At 64.6% G+C, this 19,901-nt stretch carries 16 protein-coding genes; 3 read left to right on the forward strand and 13 right to left on the reverse strand.

Going from position 1 to position 19,901, the window contains the following annotated elements; genetic code table 11:
- Positions 1 to 108 precede the first annotated feature (108 nt).
- Positions 109 to 1,641, reverse strand: coding sequence for a F0F1 ATP synthase subunit alpha (gene atpA / locus DNX69_RS15745; protein WP_110786895.1), 1,533 nt, complete (start codon positions 1,639 to 1,641; stop codon positions 109 to 111).
- Positions 1,641 to 2,201, reverse strand: coding sequence for a F0F1 ATP synthase subunit delta (locus tag DNX69_RS15750; protein ID WP_110786896.1), 561 nt, complete (start codon positions 2,199 to 2,201; stop codon positions 1,641 to 1,643). The genes atpA and DNX69_RS15750 overlap by 1 nt, the downstream gene beginning before the upstream one ends.
- Before the next feature lie 705 nt (positions 2,202 to 2,906).
- On the opposite strand from DNX69_RS15750, the gene DNX69_RS15755 reads away from it, so the two are divergent.
- Positions 2,907 to 3,383 carry a septal ring lytic transglycosylase RlpA family protein gene (locus tag DNX69_RS15755; RefSeq protein ID WP_110786897.1) on the forward strand — a complete coding sequence of 159 codons (477 nt, stop codon included), beginning with the start codon at positions 2,907 to 2,909 and terminating at the stop codon, positions 3,381 to 3,383.
- 158 nt (positions 3,384 to 3,541) lie between these two features.
- Here DNX69_RS15755 and DNX69_RS15760 read toward each other — a convergent pair whose 3' ends face one another.
- Entirely contained in the window at positions 3,542 to 5,752 is a 2,211-nt protein-coding gene (locus DNX69_RS15760) for a primosomal protein N' (protein ID WP_110786898.1), read from the reverse strand.
- Between the two features lie 189 nt (positions 5,753 to 5,941).
- Here DNX69_RS15760 and DNX69_RS15765 point away from each other — a divergent pair, with 189 nt between their 5' ends.
- Entirely contained in the window at positions 5,942 to 6,913 is a 972-nt protein-coding gene (locus DNX69_RS15765) for a tyrosine recombinase XerC (protein ID WP_110786899.1), read from the forward strand.
- Positions 6,914 to 7,054: 141 nt separating this feature from the next.
- Complete coding sequence (locus DNX69_RS15770) at positions 7,055 to 7,645, forward strand: DUF4337 domain-containing protein (RefSeq protein WP_110786900.1); 591 nt, start codon at positions 7,055 to 7,057, stop codon at positions 7,643 to 7,645.
- Between the two features lie 2 nt (positions 7,646 to 7,647).
- Here DNX69_RS15770 and DNX69_RS15775 read toward each other — a convergent pair whose 3' ends face one another.
- The 10 genes from DNX69_RS15775 to zapE form a co-directional block, all read right to left on the reverse strand.
- Positions 7,648 to 8,190 carry a hypothetical protein gene (locus tag DNX69_RS15775; RefSeq protein WP_110786901.1) on the reverse strand — a complete coding sequence of 181 codons (543 nt, stop codon included), beginning with the start codon at positions 8,188 to 8,190 and terminating at the stop codon, positions 7,648 to 7,650.
- Between the two features lie 41 nt (positions 8,191 to 8,231).
- Positions 8,232 to 9,635: a dihydrolipoyl dehydrogenase gene (gene lpdA, locus DNX69_RS15780; RefSeq protein ID WP_110786902.1), complete on the reverse strand. Its 1,404-nt coding sequence runs from the start codon at positions 9,633 to 9,635 to the stop codon at positions 8,232 to 8,234.
- 31 nt (positions 9,636 to 9,666) lie between these two features.
- Positions 9,667 to 10,413, reverse strand: a complete 747-nt coding sequence (locus DNX69_RS15785) for an SDR family oxidoreductase (protein WP_110786903.1) — start codon at positions 10,411 to 10,413, stop codon at positions 9,667 to 9,669.
- A 7-nt stretch (positions 10,414 to 10,420) separates the two neighbouring features.
- Positions 10,421 to 10,822, reverse strand: coding sequence for an MAPEG family protein (locus DNX69_RS15790; protein ID WP_110787650.1), 402 nt, complete (start codon positions 10,820 to 10,822; stop codon positions 10,421 to 10,423).
- A 60-nt stretch (positions 10,823 to 10,882) separates the two neighbouring features.
- Positions 10,883 to 12,121 carry a 2-oxoglutarate dehydrogenase complex dihydrolipoyllysine-residue succinyltransferase gene (odhB, locus tag DNX69_RS15795; protein WP_110786904.1) on the reverse strand — a complete coding sequence of 413 codons (1,239 nt, stop codon included), beginning with the start codon at positions 12,119 to 12,121 and terminating at the stop codon, positions 10,883 to 10,885.
- Between the two features lie 104 nt (positions 12,122 to 12,225).
- Positions 12,226 to 15,183, reverse strand: a complete 2,958-nt coding sequence (locus DNX69_RS15800; protein WP_110786905.1) for a 2-oxoglutarate dehydrogenase E1 component — start codon at positions 15,181 to 15,183, stop codon at positions 12,226 to 12,228.
- 127 nt (positions 15,184 to 15,310) lie between these two features.
- Complete coding sequence (gene sucD / locus DNX69_RS15805; protein ID WP_110786906.1) at positions 15,311 to 16,195, reverse strand: succinate--CoA ligase subunit alpha; 885 nt, start codon at positions 16,193 to 16,195, stop codon at positions 15,311 to 15,313.
- Positions 16,196 to 16,258: 63 nt separating this feature from the next.
- Positions 16,259 to 17,455: an ADP-forming succinate--CoA ligase subunit beta gene (gene sucC, locus DNX69_RS15810; RefSeq protein WP_110786907.1), complete on the reverse strand. Its 1,197-nt coding sequence runs from the start codon at positions 17,453 to 17,455 to the stop codon at positions 16,259 to 16,261.
- Between the two features lie 96 nt (positions 17,456 to 17,551).
- Positions 17,552 to 18,520 carry a malate dehydrogenase gene (mdh, locus tag DNX69_RS15815; protein WP_110786908.1) on the reverse strand — a complete coding sequence of 323 codons (969 nt, stop codon included), beginning with the start codon at positions 18,518 to 18,520 and terminating at the stop codon, positions 17,552 to 17,554.
- Between the two features lie 145 nt (positions 18,521 to 18,665).
- A complete protein-coding gene (gene zapE, locus DNX69_RS15820) occupies positions 18,666 to 19,850 on the reverse strand; it encodes a cell division protein ZapE (RefSeq protein WP_110786909.1) in 1,185 nt (394 codons plus the stop codon).
- Between the last annotated feature and the right edge of the window lie 51 nt (positions 19,851 to 19,901).

Raw genomic sequence — 19,901 nt, forward strand, 5'->3', positions numbered from 1 at the left:
ACCGCGAACCTCACACTCGTTATGCCCGGGCTCGTCCCGGGCATCCACGATGTCGAATAGCCACGTCGAGGACGTGGATGGCCGGGGAGGACCCCGGCCATGACAGTATCAAGCAAACGTCTTGGCGTAGCTTTCGACCACCGCCTTGAGCTTCGCAGCGGTGTCGTCGGAAAGATCGCGGCTGGTGCGGATCGCTTCCAGAATGCCCGACTCCTTGCCGCGCAGCAGCGCCAGCAGGCCGTCCTCGAACGCACGCACCTTACCGAGCGGCAGCGCATCGAGATAGCCGTTGGTGCCGGCCCAGATCACGCAGACCTGCTCTTCCATCTTCAGCGGCGAGAACTGCGGCTGCTTCAGGAGTTCGGTCAGGCGCGAACCGCGGTTCAGAAGGCGCTGGGTCGCGGCGTCAAGGTCGGAGCCGAACTGCGCAAACGCCGCCATTTCGCGGTACTGCGCGAGCTCGCCCTTGATCTTGCCGGCGACCTTCTTCATCGCCTTGGTCTGCGCCGACGAACCGACGCGCGACACCGACAGACCGACGTTCACAGCCGGGCGGATGCCCTGGAAGAACAGGTCGGTTTCCAGGAAGATCTGGCCGTCGGTGATCGAGATCACGTTGGTCGGGATGTAGGCCGACACGTCGTTGGCCTGGGTTTCGATCACCGGCAGAGCGGTGAGCGAGCCGGCGCCCTTCTCGTCGTTCAGCTTCGCGGCGCGTTCCAGCAGGCGGGAGTGCAGATAGAACACGTCGCCCGGATACGCTTCGCGGCCCGGCGGACGGCGCAGCAGCAGCGACATCTGGCGGTAGGCGACGGCCTGCTTGGACAAGTCGTCGTAGATGATCACGGCGTGCATGCCGTTGTCGCGGAAGTACTCGCCGATGGTGCAGCCGGTGAACGGCGCGATGTACTGCATCGGCGCCGGGTCCGACGCGGTGGCGGCGACGACGACCGAGTATTCCAGCGCGCCCTGCTCTTCCAGGACCTTCACGAACTGGGCGACGGTGGAGCGCTTCTGACCGACCGCGACGTACACGCAGTACAGCTTCTGGCTCTCCGGCGCGCCTTCGACGTTCAGCGGCTTCTGGTTCAGAATGGTGTCGAGCGCGATCGCGGTCTTGCCGGTCTGGCGGTCGCCGATGATCAGCTCGCGCTGGCCACGGCCGATCGGGATCAGCGCGTCGATCGACTTCAGGCCGGTCGCCATCGGTTCGTGCACCGACTTGCGCGGAATGATGCCGGGCGCCTTGACGTCGACGCGCTTGCGCTCGACCGCCTGGATCGGACCCTTGCCGTCGATCGGATTGCCCAGCGCGTCGACAACGCGGCCGAGCAGACCCTTGCCGACCGGCGCGTCCACGATCGAACGGGTGCGCTTGACGGTCTGGCCCTCCTTGATCTCGCGGTCGGCGCCGAAGATCACGACGCCGACGTTGTCGGTTTCGAGGTTCAGCGCCATGCCGCGGGTGCCGTTCTCGAACTCGACCATTTCACCGGCGAGCACATTGTCCAGGCCATAAACGCGGGCGATACCGTCGCCGACGGACAACACCTGTCCGACCTCGGAGACTTCGGCTTCCTGGCCGAAATTCTTGATCTGGTCCTTGAGGATCGCGGAAATTTCCGCGGCGCGGATGTCCATCAGCCTGCCTCTTTCATCGCGTGCTTGATCGAATTGAGTTTGGTGCGGAGCGAACTGTCGACCATTCGGCTACCGAGCTTGACGACAAGCCCGCCGATGATCGCCGGATCGACATTGATATTGAGAGCGACATCCTTGCCGGTGACCGACTTCAGGGCCGCCTTCAGCGCTTCGAGATTCTTGTCGCTGAGCTTCTCGGCCACGGTCACGTCGGCAGTTGCTTCGCCCTTGAACCTGGCGACGAGCGCGCGATAGGCGCGGATCACGTCGGCGACCACGAACAGCCGGCGGTTGGCAGCGAGGACCTTCAGAAAATTGGCGCTGATGCCGGTGATGCCCGCTTTGTCGAGCACCGCGGCCAGCGCCTTGCCCTGCACCTCGGAGGCGAACACCGGGCTACGGACCAGGCGAACCAGATCGGGGCTGCCCGCCAGCATGGCGCTGAACTTGTCCAGATCGGCCATCACCGCATCGATGGATTTCTCGTCGCGGGCCAGTTCAAACAAAGCGGTCGCGTAACGACCGGAGACTCCGGAAACCGATGGATCTTCAGATGCCACGAGCGCGCTCTTCTTGCTGTCAAATGGCCAAGGAAAAAACCGTCGCCACGAAGCGGCGCCCCCGATTTAAGCCCTTGGAATTCAAGCTGGACTTCGATTTCTGACCGGCACGATGGTCCGGCGGCCTTTAAAATCGCGGCTTTGCTAACATAGCGCGCGCGGAGGTGCAACACGATGGCACGAGCCCGCGGCGCCTTGTTGCAGATCAACCGGCGGGGCGGACGAAACAGCACTTCGGCCCGCCGTGGATCACGGGCTCTCCGAGCATCGACGGAGCGACGCGACGCCAACACTCAGTCACCGTGAGTAGAGCTCGCGAGACGCCGAACCACCGCCGCAACCCCTTCGCCTCACGCATGGGGCTAATCCGCCTGATCACAACTTCTCTATCTATGGTTGCAGAAATGGCCGCACCGCGAGCACTCGGCCTTAACAGGCGATTACTTGCGTGATTCGCAGTCGGCATTCATGAAAACTTCGTAATTCAATACTCGTTCAACGAACCAAGTAATGTGTAAGTATAATATCTGTTGATATCAGAGTACCGCATCGTGATCCGAAGGATCACCAAATATTGCGCCCTGAAATATGACTGATTGACCGTCAATATTAAGCCTCATTACAAGACCACTCGTTCGCCCGCGAACACAGGGACGGGGGTTCCACTTGCCGCATGTAAGGCAATACTCGACTTAAGGATAGGATATGGTTCGAAAGAAAACACCGGCGCTGCTCACCACCGGGCCGGCCACGGCCGCGGCGATGATCGTCGCCTCTGTCTTCCTTGGCGGATCGATCGGCGAAGCCTCAGCGAAAAGCCGACATCAACGCCACCATCATCACCATAGCCATCATCAAAGTGACTGGCGTTCGGCCAACGCCTCACTGGGAAACGGAAGCGGGCGTAGTTTTTCGGGCATGGCCTCCTACTACGGCAACGAATCTGGCCGCCGCACCGCGTCGGGTCAGCGCTTCAATCAGCATGCAATGACCGCCGCTCACCGCACGCTTCCATTCGGCACCAAGCTGCGCGTCACCCACGGCGGCCGCAGCGTCGTCGTCACCATCAACGATCGCGGTCCGTTCATTCGCGGTCGCGTACTCGACCTGTCGACCGGTGCTGCGCGCGCGATCGGACTGACCGGCCGCGGTGTCGGCCGGGTCGTTGCGGAAGTGATGTAACCGCACGAAGGCGGTCCCTCTTCGCTCTGCTTCTCAAACGCCTGACGTCGGGATTGGTTCAGCCAAAAAGCCGTCCTCCGATCGGCGTCATGTGACAAAGCCTGCCGTCGATTGCGACGGCAGGCTTTTTGTTCTGCGGCCCGAGGCTACAGGCAAGATCACAGGAAGCTTTGCGGATCGACGTCGACCTCGAGCTTGAGATTACCTTTTGTCTTCGGCCCCTTTGCCAGCCAAGAGCGCAAGTAGTTCGACAGATCGAAGCCGCGCACCGATTTCACCAGCAGCCGGAATCGATAGCGCCCTTTGATCACCGCGAGCGGCGCTTCTGCGGGGCCGAGCACCTGCACCCGCTCGTCGAATGGCGCGGCGCTGGCGAGCTGGCGACCGAAGCTTTCTGCGGTCGGCCGGTCACCGGCAGATATGATCAGGCTCGCGAGCCTGCCGAACGGCGGATACAGCGTCCGCTCGCGGATATCGATTTCGCTGGCGTAGAAGGCCTCGCGATCACAGGCGACCAGCGCTTTCATCACCGGATGCTCGGGCTGGTGGGTTTGCAGGAAACCGACGCCGCGGCCCTGCTCGCGCCCCGCACGCCCGATCACCTGATTGAGTAGTTGGAAGGTGCGCTCGGCAGCGCGTGGATCACCATTGGACAGGCCGAGATCGGCATCGACGACACCGACGAGATTCAGCCGCGGGAAGTTGTGGCCCTTGGCGACGAGCTGTGTGCCGATGATGATGTCGACCCGACCTTCGGCGATCTCATTGAGCTCGCTGCGCATGGTCTCGATCGAGGTGATCAGGTCGCTCGACAGCACCATGGTGCGGGCATTGGGAAACAGGCTCGTCGCCTCCTCCTGCAGCCGCTCGACGCCGGGGCCGACTGCGACCAAAGATTCTTCCGCCCCGCAATGCGGGCACTGGTTCGGCCGCGGCATCGAGAAGCCGCAGTGATGACAGACCAGCCGCTGCCGGAAGCGATGGTCGACCAGCCAAGCGTCGCAGATGGTGCAGGCGAAGCGGTGACCGCAGGCGCGGCACAGCGTCAGCGGCGCATAGCCACGGCGGTTGAGAAACAGCAGCGCCTGTTCGCGCCGTTCGATCGCGAAACCGATCTGCTCGGCGAGCCGCGGCGAAATGAAGCGGCCCCGCATCGGCGGCTCGCGCCGCAGATCGATCGCTTCAATCTGCGGCATGTGCTGACCGCCGAACCGTGAGGGCAGCGGGATGCGCTGGTAGCGCCCCTTGCGGGCATTGACCTCGGTCTCGACCGACGGCGTCGCCGACGCCAGCACGATCGGAATTTTCGCGATCGATGCCCGTACCACCGCCATGTCGCGGGCGTGATAGTGCGCGCCGTCTTCCTGCTTGTAGGCTTGGTCGTGCTCCTCATCGACGATGATCAGCCCGAGATCCGCGTAAGGCAGAAACAACGCCGAGCGCGCCCCGACCACGACACGGGCCTCGCCGGCTGCGATCGCCGCCCAATTGCGCGCGCGGGTGCGCGGGGTCAGTTCGGAGTGCCACTCCAGCGGCCGCACCCCGAATCGCTGCGCGAAGCGATCGAGAAACTGCCCGGTCAGCGCGATCTCCGGCATCAGAATCAGGCTCTGCCGGCGCTGCCGGATGACCTCGGCAACTGCTTCGAAATAAACTTCGGTTTTGCCTGAGCCGGTGACACCGTCGATCAGCGCCGCCTGAAAGCCCCCCGCCGTCACCAGCCCGCGCATCGTTTCGGCCGCGCGCGCCTGCTCCGGCGAAAAGTCCGCCGGCGCGAAGTCCGGGTCGGGCTCCGGCGCCGGGTTTTCGCGCGGTAGCGGTTCGACCGACAGGGTGCCCTCGTCGACCAGGCCGTCGATCACGCCGGGGCTGACGCCGGCTTCCTTGGCGACGTCGGATTTGCCGTGCAGCAGCCCGTCCGACAGGATCTCCAGCAGGCGGCGGCGCGCCGGCGTCATCCGCTGCGGCGGCACCCCGACCAGCCGCACCCCCATGCGCTGGCGCTCCGGGCCGAGATGCTCGCCCATTCTTAGGCACATCCGCAGCACCATGCCGCGCGCCGACAGCGTGTAGGTCGAGACCCAGTCGACCATCCGCCGCAGCTCGTCGCGCAGCGGTGGCACGTCGAGCTTTTCGGCGACGTCCTTGAGCCGGTTGTGTAGCCGCGGATCGGGATTGGGATTCTCTGCCCAGACCACACCGAGCACTTCGCGGGCGCCCAGCGGCACCGCCACCACATCGCCCGGCTTCAGCGCAAGCCCGCGCGGCACCCGGTAGGAATAGGCCTGGTCGATCGCCACCGGCACCAGCACGTCGACGACGCTGGCGGAGCCGTTGGCGGCCGGGCGGCTGGTCGGAAATTCATCCATCGCCCGGTGTGCCGCCAAAGCCGACTTTCATCAATGGGAAAGGAAATCGGCTATGATCACGGACACCGCCTCCGCGTCATTGCGAGGAGGCGAAGCCGACGAAGCAATCCGTGCCGCGCTGCAAGGCTTCTGGATTGCTTCGCTTCGCTCGCAATGACGGGGAAAGTCCTCGTTGGACCGACGAACCACATGCCCAAAGCCCAACCCGCGCCTCCGCCTCTCGAACTCGCCTGTGCGGCGGCCGACCTTACCGCCGAGATGGCGAAATGGCTGTCGCATCTGCGGGCCGAGCGGCGTCTGGCGGGAAAGACGCTGGAAGCCTATGCGCGCGACGTCCGGCAGTTTTTGCAATTCCTGGCCGATCATTGGGGCGGCGAAGTCACGCTCGGCCGGTTCGCGCGGCTGGAGGCCACCGATGTCCGCGCCTTCATGGCGGCGCGCCGGGCGGACGAGATCGCCGGCCGTTCGCTGATGCGGGCGCTGGCGGGGCTGCGCTCGTTCGGGCGCTTTCTCGAACGCGAAGGCAAGGGCCGGGTCGGCGCGCTGGCCTCGGTGCGGGCGCCGAAGATCAAGAAGAGCCTGCCGAAGCCGCTGCCGATCGCCGCCGCCAAGCGGCTCGCGGACGCCGACGAACGCGCCGGCGAGGATCGCGAGACCTGGGTGCTGATTCGCGACGCCGCCGTGATGGCCCTGCTCTACGGCTCCGGCTTGCGAATCTCCGAAGCGCTCGGCCTGAAGCGCCGCGACGTGCCGGCGCCCGGCAAGGGCGACACCCTGATCGTGCACGGCAAAGGCAACAAGACCCGGATGGTGCCGGTGCTGCAGAACGTGCTGGCGCAGATCGCCGACTACGCGGCGGCCTGTCCTTACAACCTGCCGCCGGACGGCCCGATGTTCGTCGGCGCGCGCGGCGGGCCGCTCAGCCCGCGAATCATTCAGCTGGCGATGGAGCGGCTGCGCGGCGGCCTTGGGTTGCCCGACAGCGCCACGCCCCACGCGCTACGGCATTCGTTTGCGACGCATTTGCTGAGCCGCGGCGGCGACCTTCGCGCGATCCAGGAATTACTCGGCCACGCCTCGCTGTCGACCACGCAGGTCTATACCGGCATCGACACCGAGCGGCTGCTGGAAGTCTATAACAGCGCCCATCCGCGGGCTTGAGCGGCGGAACGCGGTTCGCCAAAGCTGTTAGTCCGGCTCCGGCGGCCTTGACCCCGCCATTTATCCAACTGACAAGATCGCGGTGCTACAAGGCCTGCTCGGCGCAGACGTAGTGATTGCAGTGACAGGAGATTCCGGACGATGGGCGCGCACGAAAGCATGGAGCACGCGGAGCATGCCGAGCATGCGTCGGGCTCCAACAAGGGCATCGCGCTGCTGATTTCGGTGATTGCACTGTTCCTGGCGTTTTCTGAAACGCTCGGCAAAGGTGCGCAAACCGAAGCTCTCGCCAAGAACGTCGAAGCCTCCAACCTGTGGGCGTTCTTCCAGGCCAAGAGCATTCGCCGCACCACCGTGCAGGCGGTCTCCGAGCACGCCAAGCTCAGCCTCGGCACCGTGCCGGACGAGGCCACCAAGGCGGCGCTGCAGAAGCAGATCGACGACTGGCAGAAGACCGCATCGCGCTATCGCTCCGAGCCCGAGACCGGCGAGGGCTCCGAACAACTCGCCGCCCGCGCCAAGCACGCCGAGCACGAGCGCGATCTGGCGATGGCCCGCTACCACCACTACGAGGTCGCTTCCGCCGCCTTCCAGATTGGCATTGTGCTGGCCTCGGCGACGATCATCACCGGGATGATGGTGCTGGCCTGGATTTCCGGCCTGCTGGCGATCGGCGGGCTCGGCTTCATGGCGATCGGCCTGTTTGCGCCTCACGCCGTGCATCTGATGTAGGATCAAACCGCGGTGCGGATGCGCCGGCGCAGCGCTCCGATCCGGCGCAGCAGTCGGCTCCCCCAGCCATCGCCGTCGCCCTTCAGCAGCTCGGCGAACTTGGCCCGGATCTGCGCCATGACCGGCGCGACGATCGCATGCGCCTTGGCGCGCAGCTCAATCACCCAGCGATAGGTCGCGGCGAACCAGCGCAGCTGTAGCAGCTTCGGCTTGGTGACGTCGAAGATGAACGCGGCGACGCCGAGGCCGAACACCTGGGCGAGCGCGAACACACCGAGCCCCGCGATCCATTTGCCCTCGGCGAGCAGCGCAATTGCGAACAGCTTCAGCGGATACAGCGGCGCCACCGGGACCAGAAATACCGGCAGCGTCATTTCCGGGGACAGGTGGTCAACCCACCGCGCGAGCCGCTGTTTGAGCTCGCGCAGCGGGATCAGCGCGACGATCCGCGCGATCAGCGGCTCGACGTGGTCCCAGAACCACGCCTCGATCAGGAACAGGATCGCCAGCAGCACCCACAGGGGCTGCCACAACCGACGCTTCATCACACCACCATCCGTAGGCCGGCCTTCGCGCCGGCTCTCGGTCACATATGGATGGCGCGCTTCCCGACCGTAAGGGCGGCTTCCTTGATGGCTTCCGAGCGGGTCGGATGGGCGTGGCAGGTGCGGGCCAGATCCTCGGCCGAGCCGCCGAATTCCATCAGCACCGCCGCCTCGTGGATCATCTCGCCGGCCTCGCGGCCGATGATGTGGACGCCGAGCACGCGGTCGGTTTTGGCGTCCGCCAGGATCTTCACAAAGCCGTCGGTGGTCTGGTTGACCTTGGAGCGGCCGTTGGCGGTGAACGGGAATTTACCGACCGTGTAGGCGACGCCGGCCTGCTTCAGGTCCTCTTCGGTCTTGCCGACGCTCGACACTTCCGGCGTCGTGTACACCACGCCGGGAATGACATCGTAATTCACATGGCCGGCCTTGCCGGCGATCAGCTCGGCGACCGCGACGCCTTCGTCCTCGGCCTTGTGGGCCAGCATCGGACCGCGCACCACGTCACCGATCGCGTAAACGCCCTGGACGCTGGTGGCGAAGTGATCGTCGATCACCACCCGCCCGCGTTCGTCGAGCGCCACACCGGCTTCCTTCAGTCCGAGGCCTTCGGTGTAGGGGACACGGCCGATCGCGACCAGCACGACGTCGGCTTCCACCGTCTCCGGATTGCCGCCGGCCGCCGCTTCGACATTCACCTTGAGCTGATTGCCGGAGCTGTCGACGCCGGTGACCTTGGCGCCGAGCTTGAAAGCGAAGCCCTGCTTCTCGAGGATGCGCTGGAATTGCTTGCAGACTTCCGCGTCCATGCCCGGGAGGATGCGGTCGAGAAATTCCACCACGGTCACCTGCGCGCCGAGCCGACGCCACACCGAGCCGAGTTCGAGGCCGATCACGCCGGCGCCGACCACGACCAGCTTGCCCGGCACCTTGTCGAGCGACAGCGCGCCGGTCGACGACACTACCCGCTTCTCGTCGATCTCGATGCCCTTGAGCTGCGCCACCGCCGAGCCGGAGGCGATCACGATCGACTTGGTGTCGACGGTTTGCGCCTTTCCGTCCGCGCCGGTCACTTCGACCTTGCCGGTGCCGAGGATCTTGCCCTTGCCCGCCAGCACGTCGATCTTGTTCTTCTTCATCAGGTATTCGACGCCTTTGACGTTGCCGTCGATACCCTGCTGCTTGAAGTTCATCATCGCCGGGAGATCGAGCTTCGGCGCCGGCACGCCGATGCCCATCTTGGCGAACGAATGTCCGGCCTCCTCGAACAGCTCGGAGGCGTGCAGCAGCGCCTTCGACGGCATGCAGCCGACGTTCAGGCAGGTGCCGCCGAGCGTGGCGTTCTTCTCGACCACTGCGACCTTGAGGCCGAGCTGTGCGGCGCGAATCGCGCAGACGTAGCCGCCGGGGCCGGTGCCGATGACGACGAGATCGTAGGTGGCCATAGTTCAATCCTGTGGGTTGGCGCCGGCGCGACTATCGTCCCCCGGACACGTCGAGGATGGCGCTAGTGACGTAGGAGGCCTCGTCGGACAGCAGCCAGACGACGGCATTGGCGATTTCTTCGGCGCGACCGACGCGCCGCATCGGCACGTTGACGCTGAGGCGATGCGCACGTTCCGGATCGCCGCCGGAGGCGTGGATCTCGGTATCGATCAGACCAGGCCGGATCGCCGCGACGCGAATGCCTTCGCCGGCGACTTCGTGGCCGAGCCCGACCGTGAAGGAATCCACCGCGCCTTTCGACGCGGCGTAGTCCACGTAGGTGTTCGGCGAGCCTAGCTTGGCGGCGACCGACGACAGATTGACGATGACGCCGCCACGGCCGCCGTGGCGCGTCGACATCCGCTTCACAGCCTCGCGCGCGCACAGAATGCTGCCGGTGACGTTGACGGCCATCATCCGCTGAATGCGCTCGGCCGACATTTCATCGACCCGCGCGGTCGGACCGACGATGCCGGCATTGTTGACCAGCGCGCCGAGCGGGCCGAATTGGTCCGCGGCAGCGAACAGCGCCAGGATGTCGGCCTCATCGCCGACGTCGCATTTCACCGCGATGGCCTTGCCGTTGCTGGCCGCGATTTCCGCCACCACCTCGTTCGCGGCGGCTTCGTTGCTGGCGTAGCCGATCACGACCCTGAAGCCGCGCTTGGCGCAGCCGAGCGCGGTGGCGCGGCCGATGCCGCGGCTCCCTCCGGTGATGATGACGACGCGATCGGTCATGCGCACCTCAGCTCAGCAAACGGATCAGCATGGCGATCAGCGCCAGCAGCGCCACGAACCAGACGATGCTGCGGGCGAATGGAATTTCGACGATGTAGAGCGGCGCATACAAGGCCCGGGCGATCAGCCAGACGACAGATGCCGTCGCGGCGTAGCCGCCGGCCTTGCCGGTGATCGCGAGGGCCAGCGCGAGACCCACAAACGCCGGATAGGTTTCGAGCAGATTGCGGAAGGCACGCGCGGCACGACCGGCGAAGCGGCCCTTCGGCGTCCGCGGCTCGTCGCGCGGGCCGGCCTGATAGGCGCCGCCGAGCTCCAAAGTGGTGGGGATCGAGGCGAGAAACATCTGCACGATCAGCAGCACCACGCTCCAGCCCAGCACCGTGATTTCGGTCGGCATCGGCGGCATCGTTTCCCCCAAGGTCAGCGGCGGCGCGTCGGAGCTGCGCCGCCCGCGTTGACAGCAGTCTTAGAGATCCAGCACCAGACGCGCCGGATCTTCCAGGCTCTCCTTGACGCGAACCAGGAAGGTCACCGCTTCCTTGCCGTCGATCACGCGGTGATCGTAGCTCAGCGCCAGATACATCATCGGGCGGACTTCGATCTTGCCGCCGACCACCACCGGCCGCTCCTGGATCTTGTGCATGCCGAGAATGCCGGACTGCGGCGCGTTTAGGATCGGGGTCGACATCAGCGAGCCGTAGATGCCGCCATTGGTGATGGTGAAGGTGCCGCCCTGCATCTCTTCGATCTTGAGCTGGCCGTCGCGGGCGCGCTTGCCGAAATCGACGATGTTCTTCTCGATGTCGGCGATCGACTTGGTGTCGCAGTCGCGCACCACCGGCACCACCAAGCCCTTGTCGGTGCCGACCGCGACGCCGACATGGTAGTAGTTCTTGTAGATCAGGTCAGTGCCGTCGATCTCGGCGTTGACCGCCGGGATGTCCTTCAGCGCCTGGACGCAGGCCTTGGTGAAGAAGCCCATGAAGCCGAGCTTGGCGCCGTGCTTCTTCTCGAACACGTCCTTGTACTGGGCACGCAGCGCCATGACGTTGGTCATGTCGACCTCGTTGAAGGTCGTCAGCATCGCGGCGGTGTTCTGAACTTCCTTGAGCCGGCGCGCGATGGTCTGGCGCAGCCGGGTCATCTTCACCCGCTCTTCGCGCGCGGCATCGTCAGCCGGCGACGGGGCGCGGACCTGCACGGCGGCGGCCGGCTGATTGACCGGGGTCGGCGCCGAGGCGGCCTTCTCGATCGCCGCCAGCATGTCGCCCTTGGTGACGCGGCCGTCCTTGCCGGAGCCCGGCACAGTCGATGCGTCGACGCCACTTTCGGCCGAGAGCCGGCGCACCGACGGCGCGTCGGACGGCGGGGTCTTGGCGGCGGGAGCTGCCGCCGGGGCAGGCGCAGCCGGAGCCGGCGCGGGGGCCGCCGGCTTGGCGGGAGCTGCAGCCGCCGACTTGGCCGGGGCGGCACCGTCGGTGATCTGCCCGAGCAGCGCGCCGACCGCGACGGTCTCGCCATCCTTGGCGACGATTTCGCCGAGCGTGCCGGCCGACGGGGCCGGCACCTCGATCGTCACCTTGTCGGTTTCGAGTTCAACCAACGGCTCATCGACCGCCACCGCTTCACCAGGCTTCTTGAACCAGCGGCCGATGGTCGCCTCGGTCACCGATTCTCCGAGCGTCGGAACGCGAATTTCAGTCATCGTTATCGTCCTTTTGCAGCGTCGCGGCTGTCGCGCCGGCGCCCGCCCCGTGATCCAAACTCAGGAAATACCGAAGGGCCGCCGTCAGGCGGCGGCCCGATGCGTCAACGCAACGCGTCGTCGAGGAACGCCTTGAGCTGCGCCACGTGCTTCGACATCAGACCGGTCGCGGTCGCCGCCGAAGCAGGTCGGCCGGCGTAACGCGGCCGGCGATGCTTGGCTTCGATCTGATTCTGCACCCACTCCAGATACGGCTCGATGAAGTGCCAGCCGCCCATGTTGCGGGGCTCTTCCTGACACCACACCAGTTCCGCATCCTTGAAGCGCGACAGCTCGTGCACCAGGGTCTTCAACGGTACCGGATAGAGCTGCTCCACGCGCAGCAGATAGACGTCGTCGATGCCGCGTTTTTCGCGCTCGTCATAGAGATCGTAATAGACCTTGCCGGAGCAGACCACGACGCGGCGGATCTTGGCGTCCGCCGTCAGCTTGGTCTTTTCGTCCGGCTGCGTCTGCGCGTCGTCGAGCAGGATCCGATGGAAGCTGGTGTCCGGACCGAGCTCGTCGAGCCGCGAGACTGCCCGCTTGTGGCGCAGCAGCGACTTCGGCGTCATCAAGATCAAGGGCTTGCGGATCTCGCGCTTGAGCTGACGGCGCAGCACGTGGAAGTAGTTGGCCGGGGTGGTGGGATACACCACCTGCATGTTGTCTTCGGCGCACATCTGCAGATAGCGCTCGAGGCGGGCCGAGGAGTGCTCCGGCCCCTGCCCCTCGTAGCCGTGCGGCAGCAGGCAGACCAGGCCGGACATGCGCAGCCACTTGCGTTCGCCCGACGAAATGAACTGGTCGAACAGCACCTGCGCGCCGTTGGCGAAGTCGCCGAACTGGGCTTCCCACAGCGTCAGCGCATTCGGCTCCGCCAGCGAGTAGCCGTACTCGAAGCCGAGCACCGCTTCTTCGGACAGCAGCGAATTGATCACCTCGTAGTGGCCCTGATCGGGCGAGAGGTGGTTGAACGGGGTGTAACGGGTCTCGTCTTCCTGATCGATCAGCACCGAATGGCGCTGCGAGAAGGTGCCGCGTTCGGAGTCCTGTCCAGACAGACGGATGCGATGACCTTCCAGCAGCATGGTGCAGAACGCCAAAGCCTCGCCGGTCGCCCAGTCGATGCCGTTGCCGCTGTCGATCGCCTTGGCGCGGTTCTCGAGGTAGCGCTGCACGGTCCGGTGCAGCCGGAATCCTTCCGGCACCCTGGTGATCTTGTGGCCGATTTCCTTGAGGCTCGGCAAATCGACGCCGGTGATGCCGCGCCGAGGCTCTTCTTCCTGGTCGGCGGATTTGAAGCCGGCCCATTTGCCATCGAGCCAGTCGGCCTTGTTCGGGCGATAGCTCGAAGCGGCTTCGAATTCGGCATCGAGCCGGGCGCGCCAATCGGCCCGCGCCTTGTCGACTTCGCCCTCGGTGATGACGCCGTCGGCGATCAGGCGCTTGGAGTAGATTTCCAGCGTGGTCGGATGCCCGGCGATCTTGCGGTACATCATCGGCTGGGTGAACGACGGCTCATCGCCTTCGTTGTGGCCGTGACGCCGGTAGCAGAACATGTCGATCACGACCGGCTTATGGAACTTCTGCCGGTACTCGACCGCGATCTTGGCGGCGAACACCACCGCCTCCGGATCGTCCCCGTTGACGTGGAAGATCGGCGCATCGATCATCTTCGCCACGTCCGACGGATACGGCGACGACCGCGAATAGCGCGGATAGGTGGTGAAGCCGATCTGGTTGTTGACGATGAAGTGGATCGAACCGCCGGTGCGGTAGCCCTTCAGGTCGGACAGCGCGAAGCACTCCGCGACCACGCCCTGGCCGGCGAACGCGGCGTCGCCGTGCATCAGCAGCGGGAGTACCGACACCCGCTCCTCGGGCAGATCGCCATGCTGGTCTTGCTTGGCGCGCACCTTGCCGAGCACCACCGGATCGACGATCTCGAGATGCGACGGATTGGCGGTCAGCGACAGGTGGACCTTGTTGTGGTCGAATTCGCGGTCCGACGAGGCGCCGAGGTGATATTTGACGTCGCCCGAGCCTTCGACTTCGTCTGGGTTGGCCGAGCCACCCTTGAACTCGTGGAACAGCGCCCGGTGGGCCTTGGCCATCACCTGGGTCAGCACGTTGAGGCGGCCGCGATGCGGCATGCCGAGCACGATCTCGCGCACGCCGAGATTGCCGCCGCGCTTGATGATCTGCTCCAGCGCCGGGATCAGCGCTTCACCGCCGTCGAGACCGAATCGCTTGGTGCCGGTGAACTTCAGGTCGCAGAACTTCTCGAAGCCTTCGGCTTCGATCAGCTTCATCAGGATCGCGCGCCGGCCCTCGCGGGTGAAGCTGATCTCCTTGTCCGGACCTTCGATCCGCTCCTGGAGCCAGGCCTTCTGCGCACCATTGGAGATGTGCAGAAATTCGATGCCCATGGTCTGGCAGTAGGTGCGCTCGCAGATCGCAACAATGTCGCGCAACGACCCGTATTCGAGGCCGAGAACGTGATCGAGGAAGATCTTGCGGTCGAGATCGGCCTCAGTGAACCCATAAGATCGGATATCGAGCTCTTCATGGTCGCGCGCCGGCGACAGGCCGAGGGGATCGAGCTTGGCGTGAAAATGGCCGCGCATCCGGTAGGCGCGGATCAGCATCAGGGCCCGAACCGAATCGCGGGTCGCCTGCAGCACGTCGGCCGAAGACAGCTCGACGCCGCGGCTCTGGGCCTTCGCCTGAATCTTCTGGCCGACGTTCTTTTCGACCTGATTCCAATTGCCGTCGAGCGCCGAGGTCAGATCGTCCTGCGGGGTCAGCGGCCAGTTCGGCCGCTCCCAGGACGGACCCTCGGCGTTCTTCTGGATGTCGCCGGGACTGTCTTTCAAACTCTGGAAGAATGCCTGCCAGTCGGCATCGACCGAGGACGGATCGTTTTCGTACCGAGAGTACAAATCGTCGATATAGGTGGCGTTGGCGCCCTGTAGAAAGGAAGACAGGGCGAAAGCGGCATTCGCGTCCTGGCGAGACATGATTGCTTCCTGATTATGAGATCGCGACTTAATCGCGATAAGCTGATCCGGTTACCGGATCAGCAACATAGTGCACCTTTTATCCTATTCTAGGGAAATGTAAGCTCGGAACGACACAAGGTTTGAATTAGGACTTCAATTTTTCGGCAAGCGTTTTGCCGAGACGCGCCGGCGACGGCGATACGGTGATGCCGGCAGCTTCCATGGCAGCGGTCTTCGATGCCGCATCGCCCTTACCGCCTGAAATGATCGCGCCGGCGTGGCCCATGCGGCGGCCGGGAGGGGCGGTGACGCCGGCGATGAATCCCACCGTCGGTTTCTTGCGGCCGCGCTTGGCCTCGTCGATCAGGAACTGGGCGGCGTCTTCTTCCGCCGAACCGCCGATCTCGCCGATCATGATGATCGACTCGGTCTTGTCGTCGGCGAGGAACATCTCCAGCACGTCGATGAACTCGGTGCCCTTGACCGGGTCGCCGCCGATGCCGACCGCAGTCGTCTGGCCGAGGCCCTCGGCGGAGGTCTGGAACACCGCCTCATAGGTCAGGGTGCCGGAGCGCGACACGATGCCGACCGAGCCCGGCTTGAAGATATTGGCCGGCATGATGCCGATCTTGCACTCGCCGGCCGTCATGACGCCCGGGCAGTTCGGCCCGATCAGCCGCGACTTCGAGCCGTTCAGCGACCGCTTCACCCGCACCATGTCGAGCACCGGGATGCCCTCGGTGATGCAGACGATCAGCGGGATTTCCGCGTCAATCGCCTCGCAGATCGCATCCGCAGCACCCGGCGGCGGCACGTAGATCACCGACGCATCCGCCCCGGTCTTGTCGCGGGCCTCACGGACCGTATCGAACACCGGCAGGCCGAGATGGGTCGAGCCGCCTTTGCCCGGCGAGGTGCCGCCGACCATCTTGGTGCCGTAGGCGATCGCCGCCTCGGAATGGAAGGTGCCGTTCTTGCCGGTGAAGCCCTGGCAGATAACGCGGGTGTTGCTGTCGATCAGAATGGACATGGTCGGTGATGCTTTCGCGGTCGAACGGAATGGTCGGAGGCAGCGGAGAGGCCGGAAGCGGCCTCAGGCTCCCTTCACGGCGGCGACGATCTTCTGCGCGGCGTCGTCGAGATTGTCGGCGGGCAGCACGTTGAGGCCGGAATGCTTGATGATCTTCTTGCCGGCTTCGACATTGGTGCCTTCGAGGCGGACCACCAGCGGCACGTCGAGACCGACTTCCTTGACCGCAGCGACCACGCCCTCGGCGATCACGTCGCACTTCATGATGCCGCCGAAGATGTTGATCAGGATGCCCTTCACGTTCGGATCGGCGGTGATGATCTTGAACGCCGCCGTCACCTTCTCCTTGCTGGCGCCGCCGCCGACATCGAGGAAGTTGGCCGGGGACATGCCGTACAGCTTGATGATGTCCATGGTCGCCATGGCAAGACCTGCGCCGTTGACCATGCAGCCGATGGTGCCATCGAGGGTGACGTAATTGAGGTCGTATTTCGACGCCTCGATTTCCTTGGCGTCTTCCTCGGTCTCGTCACGCAGCGCCTGGATGTCGGCGTGGCGGTAAAGCGCGTTGCCGTCGAACGAAATCTTGGCGTCGAGGCACTTCAGATCGCCCTGCTTGGTCAGCACCAGCGGGTTGATCTCGAGCATGTCCATGTCTTTGGCGACGAACGCGGTGTACAGCTTGGTCACCATCGCTTCGGCCTGCTTGGCCTGTTCGCCCTTGAGATTCAGTGCCTTGGCGACGGTGCGGCCGTGATGGCCCATGATTCCGGTCGCCGGATCGACCGTGAACGACACGATCTTTTCAGGGGTCTCGTGGGCGACGTCCTCGATCGACATGCCGCCTTCGGTCGAGACCACGAAGGAAATCCGCGACGTGGCGCGATCGACCAGCAGCGACAGGTAGAACTCCTTGTCGATCTCGGAGCCTTCCTCGATGTAGAGGCGATTGACCTGCTTGCCGTCGGCGCCGGTCTGCACCGTTACCAGGGTGGCGCCGAGCATCTGCTTGGCGAATTCCTTGACCTCGTCGATCGACTTGGCGAGGCGAACGCCGCCCTTGTCGCCCGCGGAGGCTTCCTTGAACTTGCCCTTACCGCGGCCGCCGGCGTGGATCTGGCTCTTCACCACCCAGACCGGTCCGCCGAGCTGCTTGGCAGCGGCTTCCGCCTCAGACGCCTTGAAGATCGGGAAGCCGTGACCGACCGGCACGCCGAACTCGCGCAGCACCGCCTTGGCCTGGTATTCGTGAATATTCATGGAGTTGCCCTTCGCCAGATCGCATCCAGCCGATTGAACCGCGATGCTGCGCCGATCTCAAAACGGATCGGCGCAGCCAGTTTGGTGAGACGTTCCTCAGTGCCCGAGCAGATCGGGCGCAATCTTCTTGCAGGCGTCGACCAGGCCCTGAACGGCAGCGACCGACTTGTCGAACGCTTCCTTGTCCTTGCCGGCCAGCTCGATCTCGACGATGCGCTCGACACCCTTGTCGCCGATCACCACCGGCACGCCGACATACATGTCCTTGACGCCGTATTCGCCGTTGAGGTGAGCCGCAACCGGCACCACCCGCTTCTTGTCCTTCAGATAGCTCTCTGCCATCGCGATCGCCGACGCCGCCGGCGCATAGAACGCCGAGCCGGTCTTCAGCAGATTGACGATCTCGGCGCCGCCGTTGCGGGTACGATCGACGATCTCGTCGAGGCGCGCCTGCGAGGTCCAGCCCATCTTGATCAGGTCGGGCAGCGGGATGCCGGCGACGGTCGAATACTTCACCAGCGGCACCATGGTGTCGCCGTGGCCGCCGAGCACAAAGGCGGTGACGTCTTCGACCGAGACGTTGAACTCGTCGGCCAGGAAGTAGCGGAACCGCGCCGAGTCGAGCACGCCGGCCATGCCGACAACCTTCTTGGCCGGGAGGCCCGAGGCCTTCTGCAGCGCCCACACCATCGCGTCGAGCGGGTTGGTGATGCAGATCACGAAGGCGTCGGGCGCGTACTTCTTGATGCCGGCACCGACCTGCTCCATCACCTTGAGGTTGATGCTGAGCAGATCGTCACGGCTCATGCCCGGCTTCCGCGGCACGCCGGCGGTGACGATCACCACGCGGGCGCCCTCGATCGCCTCGTAGGAATTGGCACCGGTCAGCTTGGAATCGAAACCGTCGACCGGCGAAGATTCCGCAAGGTCCAGCGCCTTCCCCTGTGGCACGCCCTCGGCGATGTCGAACAGCACCACGTCGCCGAGCTCTTTCAGCCCGATCATGTGTGCCAGCGTACCGCCGATCTGGCCGGAGCCAATCAAAGCAATCTTATCGCGCGCCATGGGAAAGCAGTCCTTTGAGCCCGTGGGTGGGGAGGGGTGGGAAATCCGCTTGGGTGGTTATCGCTTTCGCCCCATGCGTTCAAGTCAGCGAGCGCTCATTTGTTGGGCCGGCGGCCCTGCAAACGGCGGGTGGCTCGGAACAGACCTAGGTTTCGACCAGTCCGGTGGTGTCGCCGGTAGCGGTAGAGTCGCGCCGGCCGTGCGGCAGCGCCAGATACGATTCCGATCCCATTTCTGTGAGACGGGAGACCGTCCGATTGAATTCCAGCGCCTCGAAGCCTTCGGTGGCGCTATAGAGTCGTGCCGGCTCGGCCGCGGCCGAGGCCATCAACTTCACCGAGTTGTCGTAAAGCGTATCGATCAGCGCGATGAACCGCTTGGCAGCATTGCGATCGGCGTAGTCCATCGCCGGCACGTGATCTATCATCAGCGTGTGATACTCATGTGCGAGCCGCAGATAATCGCTGGCGCCCAGCGGTTTCTGGCACAGATCGGCGAACGAGAACCGGGCGACGTGATGGTCGGCCTGCGGGACGTGCAGGATACGGCCCTTGATCGAGATATCGCGCGGCTCGCCCTTGGCGGTGCCGGTGATCCGATGCCAGGCCCGGTCGATCGTCGCCGTCGCCTCGGCATCGTCGGGAGTCAGCCAGACCTTCATGCCGGCGAATTTCTCGAGGCGGTAATCGGTTCGCGCATCGAGGCGTATCACCCGCATATGCCGCTTCACCTGACCGATGAACGGCACGAACAGCGAGCGGTTGAGGCCGTCTTTATAGAGATCGTCCGGCGCCACGTTGGAGGTCGCCACCACTACGGTGCCGAGCTCGAACAGTTTGGTGAACAGCCGGCCGAGGATCATCGCATCGGCGATGTCGGTAACGTGGAATTCGTCGAAACACAGCAGCCAGGCCTCGTCGAGGATCGACGCCGCCGTCAGCTCCATCACGTCGGCATCCGGAATCTCGCCGCGTTTGATCGCCTGGCGGAAGCCGTTGATGCGGTCATGGGTCTCGGCCATGAACTCGTGAAAATGTGACCGCCGCTTCAATGCGATCGGGCTGGCGTCGAAGAACAGATCCATCAGCATGGTCTTGCCGCGACCGACCTCGCCGTGGATGTAGAGCCCTTGCGGGGGCAACTGACCGGCATCGCTGCCGCCGAACAAGCGACCGAAAAAACCCTGCTTTTTCGGAGGCTTGTATCCGTCCAGCGCCTCGTTGAGAAGCGTGAAGGCCTGCACTGCGCGAGCCTGCGCCGGGTCGGCTTCGATGCTGCCGGAGGCGATCAGGGATTGATATTGTTGGCGGAGCGAGAGCGACGAGGACATGCGGCCTTTTACCGCCTGATCGGGCGGCAAAATGCAAGCCGGGAATTCGGT

The organism is Rhodopseudomonas palustris (assembly GCF_003226555.1).
GTDB lineage: Bacteria > Pseudomonadota > Alphaproteobacteria > Rhizobiales > Xanthobacteraceae > Rhodopseudomonas > Rhodopseudomonas palustris_I.

What these genes read in the sequence shown, in the direction of transcription:
- atpA (WP_110786895.1), bottom strand. Translation starts at nt 1,641, where the DNA reads ATGGACATCCGCGCCGCGGAAATTTCCGCGATCCTCAAGGACCAGATC.
- DNX69_RS15755 (WP_110786897.1), top strand. Translation starts at nt 2,907, where the DNA reads ATGGTTCGAAAGAAAACACCGGCGCTGCTCACCACCGGGCCGGCCACG.
- DNX69_RS15760 (WP_110786898.1), bottom strand. Translation starts at nt 5,752, where the DNA reads ATGGATGAATTTCCGACCAGCCGCCCGGCCGCCAACGGCTCCGCCAGC.
- DNX69_RS15765 (WP_110786899.1), top strand. Translation starts at nt 5,942, where the DNA reads ATGCCCAAAGCCCAACCCGCGCCTCCGCCTCTCGAACTCGCCTGTGCG.
- DNX69_RS15770 (WP_110786900.1), top strand. Translation starts at nt 7,055, where the DNA reads ATGGGCGCGCACGAAAGCATGGAGCACGCGGAGCATGCCGAGCATGCG.
- DNX69_RS15775 (WP_110786901.1), bottom strand. Translation starts at nt 8,190, where the DNA reads ATGAAGCGTCGGTTGTGGCAGCCCCTGTGGGTGCTGCTGGCGATCCTG.
- lpdA (WP_110786902.1), bottom strand. Translation starts at nt 9,635, where the DNA reads ATGGCCACCTACGATCTCGTCGTCATCGGCACCGGCCCCGGCGGCTAC.
- DNX69_RS15785 (WP_110786903.1), bottom strand. Translation starts at nt 10,413, where the DNA reads ATGACCGATCGCGTCGTCATCATCACCGGAGGGAGCCGCGGCATCGGC.
- DNX69_RS15790 (WP_110787650.1), bottom strand. Translation starts at nt 10,822, where the DNA reads ATGCCGCCGATGCCGACCGAAATCACGGTGCTGGGCTGGAGCGTGGTG.
- odhB (WP_110786904.1), bottom strand. Translation starts at nt 12,121, where the DNA reads ATGACTGAAATTCGCGTTCCGACGCTCGGAGAATCGGTGACCGAGGCG.
- DNX69_RS15800 (WP_110786905.1), bottom strand. Translation starts at nt 15,183, where the DNA reads ATGTCTCGCCAGGACGCGAATGCCGCTTTCGCCCTGTCTTCCTTTCTA.
- sucD (WP_110786906.1), bottom strand. Translation starts at nt 16,195, where the DNA reads ATGTCCATTCTGATCGACAGCAACACCCGCGTTATCTGCCAGGGCTTC.
- sucC (WP_110786907.1), bottom strand. Translation starts at nt 17,455, where the DNA reads ATGAATATTCACGAATACCAGGCCAAGGCGGTGCTGCGCGAGTTCGGC.
- mdh (WP_110786908.1), bottom strand. Translation starts at nt 18,520, where the DNA reads ATGGCGCGCGATAAGATTGCTTTGATTGGCTCCGGCCAGATCGGCGGT.
- zapE (WP_110786909.1), bottom strand. Translation starts at nt 19,850, where the DNA reads ATGTCCTCGTCGCTCTCGCTCCGCCAACAATATCAATCCCTGATCGCC.